At 38.2% G+C, this 14,982-nt stretch carries 9 protein-coding genes; all 9 read right to left on the bottom strand.

Annotated features, from left to right (window positions below; translation table 11 throughout):
- Positions 1-226: 226 nt before the first annotated feature.
- The 9 genes from BK580_RS02270 to BK580_RS02230 all read right to left on the bottom strand — a co-directional run bounded on the left by BK580_RS02270 (position 227) and on the right by BK580_RS02230 (position 14,982).
- Positions 227-1,192 carry a carbohydrate ABC transporter permease gene (locus tag BK580_RS02270; protein ID WP_078378762.1) on the bottom strand — a complete coding sequence of 322 codons (966 nt, stop codon included), beginning with the start codon at positions 1,190-1,192 and terminating at the stop codon, positions 227-229.
- Between the two features lie 27 nt (positions 1,193-1,219).
- Positions 1,220-2,158, bottom strand: coding sequence for an ABC transporter permease (locus BK580_RS02265; protein ID WP_078378761.1), 939 nt, complete (start codon positions 2,156-2,158; stop codon positions 1,220-1,222).
- A gap of 372 nt (positions 2,159-2,530) precedes the next feature.
- Positions 2,531-4,072 carry a response regulator transcription factor gene (locus tag BK580_RS02260; RefSeq protein ID WP_078378760.1) on the bottom strand — a complete coding sequence of 514 codons (1,542 nt, stop codon included), beginning with the start codon at positions 4,070-4,072 and terminating at the stop codon, positions 2,531-2,533.
- Positions 4,047-5,831, bottom strand: coding sequence for a sensor histidine kinase (locus BK580_RS02255; RefSeq protein WP_078378759.1), 1,785 nt, complete (start codon positions 5,829-5,831; stop codon positions 4,047-4,049). The genes BK580_RS02260 and BK580_RS02255 overlap by 26 nt, the downstream gene beginning before the upstream one ends.
- A gap of 67 nt (positions 5,832-5,898) precedes the next feature.
- Positions 5,899-9,090, bottom strand: a complete 3,192-nt coding sequence (locus tag BK580_RS02250; protein ID WP_235863981.1) for an alpha-mannosidase — start codon at positions 9,088-9,090, stop codon at positions 5,899-5,901.
- 25 nt (positions 9,091-9,115) lie between these two features.
- On the bottom strand, positions 9,116-10,423 hold the full coding sequence (locus BK580_RS02245; RefSeq protein WP_078378758.1) for a glycoside hydrolase family 125 protein: 1,308 nt from the start codon (positions 10,421-10,423) through the stop codon (positions 9,116-9,118).
- A 298-nt stretch (positions 10,424-10,721) separates the two neighbouring features.
- Positions 10,722-13,430: an alpha-mannosidase gene (locus tag BK580_RS02240; RefSeq protein ID WP_078378757.1), complete on the bottom strand. Its 2,709-nt coding sequence runs from the start codon at positions 13,428-13,430 to the stop codon at positions 10,722-10,724.
- Positions 13,427-14,068, bottom strand: coding sequence for a YesL family protein (locus BK580_RS02235; protein ID WP_169864755.1), 642 nt, complete (start codon positions 14,066-14,068; stop codon positions 13,427-13,429). Before BK580_RS02235 ends, BK580_RS02240 begins: the two co-directional genes overlap by 4 nt.
- Complete coding sequence (locus tag BK580_RS02230) at positions 14,053-14,982, bottom strand: ROK family protein (protein ID WP_078378756.1); 930 nt, start codon at positions 14,980-14,982, stop codon at positions 14,053-14,055. Before BK580_RS02230 ends, BK580_RS02235 begins: the two co-directional genes overlap by 16 nt.

The raw sequence follows: 14,982 nt of genomic DNA, 5'->3' as shown, positions 1-14,982 counted from the left end.
CGTTAAACACCGCTGTTGATTTCCGCACTAGGCTTCGCTTATCCAGAGGGCGTTGGTGGAGCCTCCTCGGCTTTGCCTGCGGGGGTCTCCACCAAACACTATCTCCCGCAGGAGTCTTCGCCTTGTGCTCCAATCAACAGCTAGGTACCTAAGTACTTTAATAGAGCCTATGATAAAAGAAATCCCTCTGCATTTACACAGGTCTTTCTTTTATTGAAGAAGTTGTTTATTCTTTTACTCCGCCGATGGTTAGGCCTTTGATGAAGTATTTTTGGAAAAATGGATAGGATAAGGCAATGGGTAGGGTTGCGATTACGACCATTGCCATCCTTGCAGAGTCTTGTGGTATTGATGAAAGAATCGAACTGTTTTGGTTGGTTAACATTGCATTTTGACGAATGAAATCTAAGTTGTTTTCTATTCTCATTAAAAGAGATTGTAATGGAACGAGGTTCGGATTATCGATGAACAATAATGCATTAAACCAATCATTCCAATAAGCTAACGTACTAAAAAGCGCGATTGTCGCAATTCCAGGAATCGAAAGTGGTAAGACAATCGTGAAGAAGATTCTTAACTCCCCAGCACCATCAATTCGGGCTGATTCTAATATAGCTTCTGGTACGGTTCGTTGGAAAAATGTTCGCATAATGATAATGTAAAATGCATTTACTGCTAAAGGTAAGATCAAGGCCCAAACAGAATTTCTTAAGCCTAGAAACTGTGTCATAACAATATAGAAAGGAACCATTCCACCGCTAAATAACATCGTGAAAAAGGCTATAAAGGTAAATTGTTTTCTATATCTAAATTGTTTTCTTGAAATAGCATAAGCGTACATAGCGATAATAGATACACTAATAAATGTTCCGACAACCGTTACAAAAATCGTCACGCCATATGCGTGTAGGATTTGTGATTTCATTTGCCACAAATATTGATACGCCTCAAAGCTCCACTCACTTGGAATGATACTATAGCCATTTAAAGACAATGACTGTTCACTTGATAGCGAAATGATCATGACATAGAGAAATGGGAAGATACATAGAAAGGCAAATGTACCTAATAAAAAGTGCATGAATATACTTGTCTTTCCTGAAAAGCCATGTGGATTATACGCTTTTTTCTTTTTTAGTTTACCTATAGGCTTTTCATGGACGATGTCTGCCACCTTAGGAGGAGTTTCCATATCCTTATTCTCCTTCCATAATCAAAATTAAAATAATGCATTTTCTTCATCTATTTTTCTCACAATATAGTTCGTTACTAAAATTAATATAAATCCTACTGTCGCTTGATATAAGCCGGCTGCTGTACTCATCCCAATATCTCCCATCGTCATCAGGCCGCGATACACATAAGTATCAATGACATTCGTAACAGGATAGAGTGGCCCAGAATCTCTCGGGATTTGATAGAATAAGCCGAAATCCGCGCTGAAAATACTACCAATATTCAAAATGGTTAATATGATAATCAAAGGCATAATCATTGGAATCGTAACATTCCATATTTGTTGCCATTTACTAGCCCCATCAATCATTGCGGCTTCATAATAAGTACGATCAATTCCTACGATAGCTGCTAAATAAACAATACTACTGAAGCCTACTCCCTTCCATTGACTAACTGCTACGATGAAGTACGGCCAATAGGCAGGTTCGTTATACCATGAAACAGGGTCGATTTCAAAGAGCCCTAAAACACTATTAAATAATCCTTTATCTACACTTAAAAACGCAAATACAAAGTAGCTTACAACGACCCAAGATAAAAAGTGTGGAAATAACATTCCAGTTTGATAAATCTTCGCTAATTTTTGTTTTGTTAACTCGCTTAGAATGATCGCTACTGCTACCGCTAAAATTAGCCCTACTACAATAAAAACTAGATTGTATAAAACCGTATTTCTAGTAATAATGAAAGCATCATTTGTGCTAAATAAAAATTTAAAGTTTTCAAAACCAATCCACTCACTATGAATCACACTTGCTAGAAATCCATCAGGATGGAACCTGAAATCCTTAAAAGCAATAACTTGGCCAAACATCGGAATATATTTCAATACAATTAACCAAATTAGCCCGGGTAATGTCATGAGAAGCCATATTCTGTTCTCATATAAATTTTTACCGAATTGTTTGATACGTCCCATACCCTTCCTCCTTCCTAAGCAATTTCCTCTTAACTCAATTATATGAAAACCCTTACATTCGGAATAGTTGAGATATCTTAGATTTACTGGTAAAAATAAATACAAAATAATGTCAGGCACGTTTATTCCCTTGATGATGGGCTTTTCTGTTACTATTCCATCGTTTTCTAGCTCTTTATTAGAGTGAGATTTTGTTTATGAGCCGAGTCCCCTAGTTTCTGAGCGACATTTGACTTTTAATGAGCCGGTATCCTTATTTAATGAGTCGTTGTGACCAGTTTCTGAGCCAGCATCCCAATTTTATGAGCAATAGCTGCTTTTTCGCGATTATCACCAAAATGGGCTATTCAATTCTAAAAAAAGAAGCCCTCCTTAGAAGACTTCCAATCTATCTTGCCTATTATTCTTTCTCCATTCAGATGGAGTCATATCTTCAAATTTCTTAAACTGTTTATAAAAATAGGTGGCATCGATATAGCCAACTTTTTTTCCGATATGACCGGCCTTTTCGTGGGAATGGAGTAATAGTTTTTTTGCCCGATCAATCCTAAGCTTATTTAAATATTTGGTAAAGGAGGTGCCAACTTCTTTTTGAAATAATTGTCCTAAGTAGATAGGGTTAATATGAAATTGGTGGCCTAACGTTTTTAAAGACATATCAATCGCATAATTTTTAAGAATATGATTTAATACAGTGTAAATGATTGGACTGTATTTCTCACCTTCATCGTTGGAATCTTTTTCTATCATACCAATACATTTATCTACTATGTTCATGGCTTCTTCATGAGTACTCATATATAGGATTTGATGGATCATCTCTACATATTGTGGATAATCGAGCAAAATTAAAAATTTATTTTTCACATGGAAGAAAAACTCTAACAACACGCCCTTCATGATTAAAATCTGCCTATCCTGCCCGATTTGACTCAGCATCTTACTTATAGACGCTCTTACGGCTTCGTATTGTTCATTTGCCAGCAGCTCCAATAATTCGCGATTCAAATATTTAGTAGTTTCTGTACTTTGTTCATTAAAATTAGTGTTACTCAGATACATTTGTTCCGCAATTCGATGATCTTTGTGTGGCAATAACAATTTAAGCTCACATGTCATCTCTAGCTCTCGGTAAACACGTGTTACTTGATGATAGGATGGCACAGGATCACTTAGGACACAAACATGCTCTCCTGGAAATTCACAACGCTGTACAAAATCTAGAAACCGCACCTTTTCATTTTCCCAATCATCCTGAAGCGAGTCCTTGCACCACATTAACAAAAAATCTCCTGAGGGGGTAAGAGCAGCAGTAACATTTGTTTCTTCTTCTATTTTTTGTTGTAACGAATGTAGGAAGGATTCATCCTGTTCCTCCTGCTCCAGCTTCAATAAACCCATATATAGTGGTGGATTCAATGAGGTTCGAGGATATAGCGACACTCTTTCTTTAAAATCCGCTAAGGCCATCTTCCCCATTACCCACCTCCAAATCGAATGGTCTCTTAATACAAAAAAGGACTCCTCCTGCAAGGTTGAAACATTTATCTTTTCCTTTACATGTAAAAGTGAGGATAAAAGCTCCGCCTCATTGATTGGCTTTAATAAGTAGTTTTCAATCCCTAATTGCAGCCCTTTTTTAATTAGATCAAACTCTTGAAAACCAGAAAGAATGATAGATTTAAACTGTTTATCTAACTTATTTAAAGACTCGATTAGTTCTAGCCCTGTTAATTCGGGCATTTTTATATCTGTGATAAGTAAGTCAAATTTAATCGATTGGGCAAGTTGTAATGCTTCTAATCCATTTTTGGCAGTCGCTACTATCTTAAAACCGATTGACTCCCAATCTATGATATATTGTAATCCTTCCAAAATAAGCGGTTCATCATCTACTAACATTACTCGAATCATCCAATAACACCTCACTCAAAAGTGGTAGAATAACGGTGACCGTTGTGTTAATTTCAGGTGTACTCTCTATCTCTACTCCATATGGCTCTCCATACTTCATCCGAATTCGTTGATGAACATTCCCTAAACCGATCGAATCAGAGGAGCCTTCCATCTTTCTAAGCCTTTGCTTAATTTCCTCTAACTGTGGTCGCTCGATGCCTTTTCCATTATCTTTTATTTCAATCCAAAGTTTTTCTTGCTTTTCATACACCAAAACCGTAAGTTCGTTATCCTCACTATCTCTCTTAAATCCATGTATTAAGAAATTTTCGATTAGCGGCTGTAGTATAAAAGGTGGGACATAATAATGCTGCAGCTTATCAGCCATCACAAGTTCCGTCTTTAAATAATTTTGAAATCTTATTTTATATAGTTCTATATACTGCTCAGCATGATTCCATTCATTTTGGACAGTAACTAGCTCCCCAGTCTTCAAGGAATATCGAAAAAGTTGAGCTAACTGAACAATCATTTTAGCTGATGTTCTCCCCCCTTCAGCTAATGATTTCATACGTATTGCTTCTAAAGTGTTATACAAAAAATGGGGATTTATTTGGGCTTGAAGATTCGCTAACTCCGCTTCTTTTTGCTTTAATTTTGAAAGATAGACTTTATGTATATAATCATTTAATTCTTCTAACGTTTCATTAAAAGTAGTAGAAATAATCGTTAAATCATCGCCTATTTTAGAAGTTTCAATTCTAGCCTCCAAATTTCCTTCCTGAACTTCCTTCATCGTCTCCAAAATTTCATCTACACGTTTAGAGTAGCCTCTTAAAGAAAAATAAGGAAGAGCAATTGCGACGGTTGTTAGAAATAAAATGATGAGAAAAATAGTTAATTTATACTTTAATAAAGGTGCTAGTTCACCTTTTGGGATGATTGCTATAACCATTAATTTACTCGAAGGCTCTATCGAAGATTGCACATAGTAATGTTCCTTTAACTTAAGCTCTTTTTGTACGGAACTATAATTTAATTCCTTTAGAACATCGTTTTCGATATCACCATGTGAGAAATATACATTTAGATTTTCATCCATTATGAGAAAGGAACCGTTCACTTCCGATTCTCTTAATGAAAGCAACTGTTTTAAATTATCATAGGTAAAATAAACGGATACATTTCCGAGCCGCTCTAATGAAACAGGATCATTTATCCTCTCTTCCACGATATATAAATCTTTTTCCTCAAATTCATCTGTTTCAAGGTTCTCCGTTTCACTACTTGAAAGATGATTATTACTGTTGTACCATCGACTACGATTAAATAGAAAGACATATTCTGTCCCAATCGTATTGTTTTGAATTTGTAGGGCTACCACTTCTGAATCTCTAGAGAAGTAATTTTTTACAAATAGATCAAAATTATATGGGACAAATGATTCACTTTTCGAAAACTTATCTAATCGATATCCGATGTATTCTTGATAGTCATGCTGAAGCGCAAATGCTAAATCTTCAATTAAGCGTTTATCAAGATATAATTGCTGCACACCGTGATTAACAAATTGATGTTTTTTCTTTATCTCAGACTGCATTTCTTTCACGACTGTTTCTTGTCTATCCAGCTCTCTTTGAACAATAAAATTGGAATAGTATTCAGATAGAAAGACAAAAAGAATCGACATCGTTAAAAAAATAATCGTTGAGTAGGTAAAAAAAACACGATAAAACATTTTACCGCTTAATCTCTTAAGCATTTGAAACGCTTTCATTTTCTTTCACACTCCAATATAGGAAAAGTAACAGAGACGAACGAGCCGTTTGTCCCTGTTACATGGTTTATCTAGCAAATTCTATTTCTAATGTTTTGATCTCATATGGTGTAAAGGCAAGCTTTATCGGAGTGTCGTGAAATACTTGATCCGCTGCATCCTCCATTAAATTAACTTCTCTCCAACGTTTAATGGTGTAGGCACTCTGGATGATTACTTGCTCTGAAGAACCTTCCATCTCATGAAGTCTAATAATAGTTGAATCCCTATCTTCCGCCTTCTTAACCGTATCTAGCACTACACAATCATTGGATAGGGAGAAAAGCGAGGTTCTAAATTCCTCTTTTACTTCTCCTTTAATAACTCTTATCGGGGCATTCAAGTACGTCGCTTCTCTTTCCACATCATGCTTCTTACTTGTGCCTTTAAATGGATAAATCGAATAAGTGAAATGGTGTACGCCAATATCTGCAGTTGGATCTGGATATACAGGTCCCTTGAGCAATGATAAGGCTAACACATTGTCTTTTATGGAATAGCCATATTTACTATTATTCATTAAGCTTATTCCGTAATTTGGCTCCGTAATAGCTGCCCATTTATGCCCCACTGATTCAAATCTAGCAATATCCCACGATGTATTCCAATGTGTTGGACGTTTCACATTCCCAAATTGAATATCATATATTGCCTCTGTCGAACGAATATCCACTGGGAATTCAACTTTTAATAGCTTTTGACGTGCTTCCCAATTTACTTCTGTTTCAAAATCAATTCGTTTCGTATGACGATAGCAATGCACATTTTGAACAATTTGTACCTTTGGATAATCCCACGTAAAACGGACTGTTGTACGAAGTGGACCATTATCTACTATTCTACATTCTTTTAAGCTATTAATAATAGAGAATTTTTCTTGGTAAAATAAATCAATATCCCAAGCATCATGCGCGAGCGGCTTATCTTCATACAATTTAAAGACATTTCCAATTGCACCATGCTTTAAAACTTCTCTTTCAGTTTCTTTATCAAAAATAGTCGTAAGCTGCCCTTCACTATTCCAGCTTAAGCAATAATGTGGTGTCTCCCAAATTCGTTTATCGACATCGATATTACTAAGTTCTTCACTTGTATTACCACGTTCCACCGACGAAGAGGTAATACTATCGTAGGAGAATGGCTTCGTTTCTTCAATTAATATAAGTTGGTCTCCAGATGCTGTTTTCTGAGATATTAGCTCTTTGCCATTTTGCTCGAAGCTATTTACTGAGCTTTTATCTGCTGGAATGGTTACAATGGTCGGTGCTTGGTATTGAAGTGGATAAACATAACTCCAACTCTTCTCACTGTTTTCTACTACTTTCTTCTCTTGATTCAGTAGGATTTCTTGACCAATCATCGCCGCTTTTTCATAGTCTTTATGGGCATCCTCATACACCTCTGTTATCGAAGAACCTGGGATAATATCATGGAATTGGTTTAGCAATATTAATTTCCAGCCTTCTTCAATCGCTTCAGCTGGATAGTTGCTCCATCCATTTTCGACACTATTCCATAACGAGACAAATTCCGCTTCATGATAGCCAAACTCCAGCTTCCTGTTCATCTCTTTCATTTTTGCTTGGCTCGTATACGTTCCACGATGATACTCTAAATAAAGCTCCCCGTCCCAAGTATGAATATATTGATCCGTTTCGTTGACATTCTCATGTAACGTCTGGAAATAATCCTCCACCTTCGTAGATTGGACATTAGGCAATGTAGGGATGGTGTCTAATTGACGTTTCATCTCTAGCATTTCTCTATTAACACCTCCACCACCATCTCCATATCCGTATGCTAATAGCAAATCTTTATTTATATCCTTATCACGATATTTCTCCCAAACGCCGTTCACTGTTTCAGCAGTTACTAAACCGTTATAGGTGTAGAACCATGAATCTTCAGGTCTCCCTGGCTCTGGTGTTGTAATAAAATGCGTCAAAATTTCCGACCCGTCAATCCCACGCCATGTAAAGGTATCATGTGGCATACGATTGTATTGGTTCCAACTAATTTTCGTCGTCATAAACGTATCAATGCCTGATTTACGTAAAATTTGCGGCAGTGACCAGCTATACCCGAATACATCTGGTAACCAAAGCGTACGATTTGTTTTGTTAAATTCCTTTTGAAAAAATTGCTTCCCATACAATAGTTGGCGTACGAAGGATTCTCCTGATGGAATGTTACAATCTGCCTCTACCCACATAGAGCCCTCTACTTCCCACTGACCGTCCTTCACTTTTTGCTTTATCGCCTCAAATAACTCCGGATCTTCTTGCTTCACCCACTCATATAGCTGTGGTTGACTTTGTAAGTATATATAATCTGGATACAATTCCATTAATCTTAACACGGTTGAGAATGTTCTTTTCGCTTTTTCTTTTGTATGTTTCGTACGCCATAACCATGCTAAATCAATATGAGAGTGTCCAACAGTATGAACCGTCACACTTGTGTTTTTCGTTAATTCCTTCATGTTTTGGTCAAGTATATCTAGGGCATAATACGTAGATTCGTAGAATTCCTCACTCCCTGGTATGGACCAATCAATCACTTGAAAAGCTCGGTTAATGGCGGCCATTAATTCCGAATAGCTAGGATTATTAACATCAAGCCTCTTAATCGTATCTAAGATTGCTTTAGCTTTAAAATACAAGGAATCGACAGCCTCATCCAACCAGCCAAACCATGCCTCCTTCAATCGGTAATACTGTTCAGAAGGGTTTCCTCCCCCCTCAAGACCTGACCATAATAGAATATCAATCTCTAAATCTCCTTGAATAGTTGGCAGGATAACCTCTTTGTGATTAGAATCGACTCCCTGAAAAGGCTTCTTATTTACATACAATAAAGATTCAAAGCCAGAATTATTCCCACCACCGGTACGGCCTAAATCTAAAAACAACACGGCCTTCTTTTCCATCCATTCGTTTGGAATAGATACTGTCGTCTGAAGCCACATGTAACGGTCTCTTCCAGACCAATTATCGTTCACCTTCATCACTTTGTCCGAGTATATTTCAGGAAGGCTGTTCTCCAAGCCTTTTTCTGGCTCATACATACGAAAAGCTTCTACTTGCTGTAACTCACGATAACGCAAACGATCCAAATCGTGAATTCGATTTTGTATCTTCTCTATTTTATAAAACATAGTCCACCTCTTTAATTCAACTTTTAAACAGAAACAGCTAGATGGTGGATCTTTTGCCACCACCTAGCCTTCCCCCTCATAGAAAAATCTACGAACGCGCTAACGGACTTCCCGGTACAACCATCCCAATCTCACTTAAAATAAACTCACTAAACATCGAGTTCGCCCACGCAAACCAAGAACGAGTAAAGTTCTCTGGGTGATCTGCATCAAACCCCTCGTGCATGTAATAAGTAGAACCATGCGTCTTTTTAAACATCTCTACGATTTTCTTCTTTTCCTCCTGGGAAGTTGCCGTCATTCCTTGGATTGCTAGCGCAATATGCCAAATATAGTGATCAGGAGTGTGCGGACTTCCGATTCCCTCAGCAGCAGCACCCTCATAGTAATAAGGATTATGTCGACTTAAAATAAAACTTCTCGTATTTTCATAGACAGGGTCAGATGCATCTGTATATCCAAGATACGGAATCGCTAACAGACTCGGAACATTCGCATCATCCATCAAATTGACATTGCCAGCACCATCTGTTTCATATGCATACATATCACCAAAGATTGGATGATTCACTTTTCCGTACTTCTCAATCCCTGCTTTTATTTCACTCGCAAGTTCCTTCACTTTTTCCGCTAATGTTAACTCATTCATTTTTCCAAGCATTTCTTCGGCATACTGTAAGGCAACTACCGCAAACATATTGGCTGGGATCAAATATCCGTACAAGCATGCATCATCACTAGGACGGAATCCGGACCATGTCATTCCCGTTTTGACAGAATACCCTCCCTTTCCAGCGCGAAGTAATGTATCCGATACGCGACAATCATCACGTTCAAATAAGTACGGAGATTGTTCTTCGTGGTTTTGTTCCACTTGCCAAACACGGTAAATTGTCTCAATCACTTCTTTTAACTGGCCATTTAGGATGGAATCATCTCCTGTAGCCTTCCAGTATAAATAAGTTAATTGAATAGGAAATGCGAGAGAATCAATTTCGTATTTTCTTTCCCATATCCAAGGGCTCATGTCTGTTCGATCGTTTTGATGACCTTGGTTGTTAGCTGTTTGGTTAAAGGCATTTGCATAAGGGTCTAGTAAAATATATTTCCATTGACGCTCGATTACTTGCTTTAACATTTGTGCTACTTCTTTATCTTCGGCGGCAACCATTAAGTACGGTCTCACTTGGGCTGAGGAATCTCTTAGCCACATGGCAGGGATATCACCTGTGATAACGAATGTTCCTTCTGCATCTTGCTTTAGTGTTGTTTGGTAGGTGTTTAGGAAGCAGTTTTCAAATAGTTTTTGTGTTTCTATGTCGTCGGAATAGGCTTCTTTTACTTTGTTTATGATTTTTTGAAATGATTGTGGGATTACTTTTGATTGTTGGCTCATGAGATTATTCTCCTTTTTGGGTGGTCTTGTACTGCACAGGAAATAGGTTGGTTATCTGTTAAACTCCCTGTTGATTTCCGTTCCGGGTGTTCGCTTTCCGCGGGCGGTCCGGGAGCCTCCTCGTCGCTGTCGCTCCTGTGGGGTCTCCCGAAACACGCTTCTCCCGCAGGAGTCTCACACCCTGCACTCCAATCTACAGGGGAAGCGGGTAATAATTAAGGTTAATAGTTAATAGGCTAAAGCGGCAAATATTCATTCCTTATGGTACAAATTCCCTTGCATAGAGTCTATCTAGTAGTTAGTTTTGTTCTTTTATTAGAAGTGTTACTATTTCATTTGGTTTTACGATAAGTTCTGCGCTTGATTTTCCGAGCTTTTCTCGTTTTTCTTCGAGAATGGTAGAGAAGTAGATAGCTTGTTGGTCGTTTGTTTCTACTTCTAGCTTGATAGTTGATTTTGTCGGGTTAAACCATCTTAGGGCGATTCCTTTTTCTTCTAGAGTTAGTTTTGATGTTGTTAATACTAGTCCTTCGCCAGTCCAGCTAAAAAGATTTGTCGTTTGTTCTTCTTTTCCAATGTGTTGTTCTACTTGGATAACGGTTGGTTCTAGTGGGTAACGATAGGCTGTCAAATAAGCTTTGGAATCTAGTACATTTCCTTTATGAGGAATCACCAGAAATTGCACTTTACTTGTTCCTAGGCATTGAGCCTCTGGTGTTTCGAATACTCCCCAATCCCCTAGTTCTTCGACGGCTCTTAACAAGGTGATAGCAATCGTTCCATTATCAACGATTTCATACTCATGTAGCCCTTTCGTTGCAATTGTTAAGCCGTACTCGGTATCATCAAGGCTCACAAATCGCTGCATATGGTGATCAAATGTTGGGTTTTTCCATTGCTGTTCTGGTTTATTTGATCGTTGTGCTATTTCAAAGATACTATCTGCATAGTGCTGGGTATTTCCTTCACCTACAGGAAATAATGCTCGCAGTCGATGGTCCTTTGCCGTATTTTCAATCGTAACTTCTACTTGTAATCCCTTTGCTTCTTTTTCTAACGTTAATACCGTCTTTATCGTCAATGGCACTTTCTCTTCCGTTCTTCCTGCCGTCCGTTTAGGATGCCAGACGAGATTTTCACGTTCTTCCTTTAGTTGCTCATCTGCTGACTTCGGTACCAAAAAGGAAGAAGAGATTTCTACCGATGCGCGATAGCCATTATTCTCTATAGGCTTCAAAGAGGAGGAAATGTGTTCCGTCGTTTCTCGCTTTCCATCGCCGGTTTCTTTGAACATATATTCATTCCCGATGTCCCCTACATCTTCATAAATTCCAAGGCTGTCATATACTTTTCCAGTATGTTTATCAACAATGGTATACGAACCATTCTCGTGAATAGAAACGGTCATTTTTTCATTTTCTAATTTGGCATTCGTCTCATTCCAAATTAGGGCTGGCTGCTCGATGCTGGCTGGCTCATTTGTTGGAACTAAGTAACATATTTCATAGCCAACATGGATTGCCGATTGCAGTGAAAAGGTGACTTCTACTTCTCGCGCATAATACGGTCTTCTAAACCCATCATTCGGCAAATCATAACCAAAGGCGACACCTAAATCCTTAACATGTGCATAAAGCTTTATTTTGTCATGGCGCTCGATATAAAAGTGTGGCAGGTTTTCATTTTTCAACATGTTCGGAATAACGTTAAAGTCCATTTCACTAAAATAAATCTTTTTCACTGCTACCTTTTTCTTGATAACTTGAGTAGCAGCTTCCCCGCTAGTATGGAAGATTGCTAAAGGGACAGCATCGCTTTGCTCATGCTTTGTAGGAATGGTTTGTGCTATTTCCCGAGCCTGCTCTTCAATGAATTTCCTTGCACCTTTTTCTACTTTCTCAAACCTTGTCTCCATCTCACGGTGCACTTCATCGACACTACATCCGCAAATACTATCGTGTGGGTGATTTTCCATTAATAATTTCCAGTAATATTCTAAGAAATCTTGATGAAAGTTGCGGTCCTTTCCTAATAAACCAATCGGCTCCATCACACGCTCTAACAACGATTGACAACGGTCATTCGCCTGTTTTAAATAAATACGAGCACTCGCTGTATTAACAAGGGTTGACCAGCCATCTGTCTTTTGATTACGTAGCTCACCGCGAATCGTTTGAAGCTCCGCTGGTAACTCTGCTTTTAACTCTTCGATATATTCTTGAAAGCTGGAATGTTTAAACTCAATGTTTGGAAATACTTCCTTCGCTGTTTCGATTGCTGCAACAATGTTTTTTTGCAAAGGTTGATGATCGCAACCATTCATAAATAGTAACTGCGATGTAGAAGCAAATTTTTCAGCATCTGCTAATTTCTTCTCCCAAAATTGCTTCGCCTCGTCCTTGTCTTCTGGTATTTCGTTTCCATTTGAATACCAGTTAGCAAACAGAATACCTAGCACACTTGAGCCATCAGGTGATTCCCAAATCATTTCCGAATAAGGGGAAGAATAGTCATCACTATGATGTACCTGATTGTTAAAGCCAGTAGGCGTAACCCCTCTACCGAATGCTGCTACATCCATATTCGCTTGCTTTAATAGCTGTGGAGCTTGCCCATAAACCCCGAATGTATCAGGAAAATACCCAATTACCCCGTCTTGGCCTAATTTTTTCGTATCCTTCATTCCATATAACAGATTTCTAACATTTGCCTCAGAGCTTGTTAAAAAAGCGTCCTGTAGAATATACCAAGGCCCAACAATTAAGCGTCCTTCGCGAATGTATTGCTTCACTTTTTCTTCCTTCTCAGGTCGAACTTGTAAATAATCATCTACCATAATCGTTTGACCATCTAAATGGAAGCTATGAAAATGTGGATCCTCTTCTAATTTTTCTAGCAAATCATCAAATAACTTAACTAAATAGTACCGATGCTCTTCTAAAGACATATACCATTCCCGATCCCAGTGAGAGTGCGAGATAATATGCGCTGTTTTATCTATTTTCATGATTCTCCTCCTACTATTTCGTGCTTTGAGCCATATTGCATCACTTTATAACGATTCATTGATATTTTCATTATCCAATAGGCAGGCATGACCCCTAACGTAAATGGAATTAAACCTGGCATTTTTTGAATCAAATAACCTATCATCAGTAAACCAATGGCAATTAAGAGATTTTGTTTCAAGCTAATAAGCGTAATGATAAATGGTTGAATCAGATACTGCTTGAAGGACTGTTGAAAATGTACGTAATAAGAAAAGAAATACATGAACGAAAATGCATAGATGACGAGCAAAAATACAAGGATAAACGTACTAAGTAGTGCAATAACCCCTTGTATTTGGGTTACAAGAAGAAGATCCATGACTAGAAATCCTCCGATGCATAAATATGTCCATCCTAATGCATTGGTCTTCCAAAAGTTCTCTTTGTAATATGTCCGATACTCTTGCAGCATCGGATAGTCAATTCCACCCTTGAGCCATTTTCTCGTTGTCGCAAACATCGCAACTGTCGCTGGAAATAGCCCGAGGACAATTCCTCCTAGTAAAATATGAAACAACCAGATGAAATTGAGCTGCATAACTCTCCAAATCCACAAGCTTGCCTCTGTAAAAAAGCTGCCTATTCTGGTAAACATGATGACTCTCCTTTCCAATAAAGATCCTTCCATCCTACTGCCGCTCCGTACAACTGCGCTTGGTCGAGATAATGACATACCGATACGTTAGGTCGAATGGTCGCAAAGGGTTTTTCAGCATAAATCGCTTCTAATCGAGTAGCTAGTTCCTCCATAAATGCTGGCTGTCTCGTTACTCCCCCACCGATTAAAATCTTTTCAGGGTCAAGCGTATATTGAATGTTGAATATCCCTACTGCTAACGTGTGAAAAAATGTATCAATGGATTTCGCTGCTGCACGATGACCTTTTTTTTCCTCTTCAAACACTAGCGGACCAGTCCATTTCTCATAATATGGGGCTTCCTCTTTTAATCTTCGTGTAATAGCGGACGATGAACCTAGTTCACTCCATGTCTGGTAATGCGCTGGTTTTCCACCATAATCATGCCCCAAAATGACATAACCAAATTCACCACCATGCAGGTTTGCACCTTTATAAAGCTTTTTATTGATAACAATCGCTCCACCAATTCCAGTCCCACAAACGATGCAAGCATAAGTATCAATTCCATCTGCTGCCCCATTCCACATTTCGGCTAGTGCCGCACAGTTTGCATCATTCTCGATAAACACAGGAAGCTTATACTGTTGTTCAAGTAAAACTTTCATATTCTGGTCGTGTATAAATGGGACAGAGCTATACCCAAGAACCTCTCCTGATTTTGTTACACTTCCAGGGCTACTGATAGCAATCCCAATAATCCAATGGTTGTTGGTTAAATTCCTTTCATAGAAGCTTTGCACTAACTGAAGAAAGTCACCGAAAAGCTGAGGAGTATCCGCTTCCTCCTTTTCTACTAGCTGTCCACATGTTGAAATACACGCAAGCTTCGTAAATGTCCCACCGATATCAATCGTTAAAATATAATTCAT

The organism is Sutcliffiella halmapala (genome assembly GCF_002019665.1).
Lineage (GTDB): Bacteria > Bacillota > Bacilli > Bacillales > Bacillaceae_I > Sutcliffiella_A > Sutcliffiella_A halmapala.
Note: the sequence above shows the minus strand (reverse complement) of the source record. Positions and strands in the feature narration are given on the sequence as shown.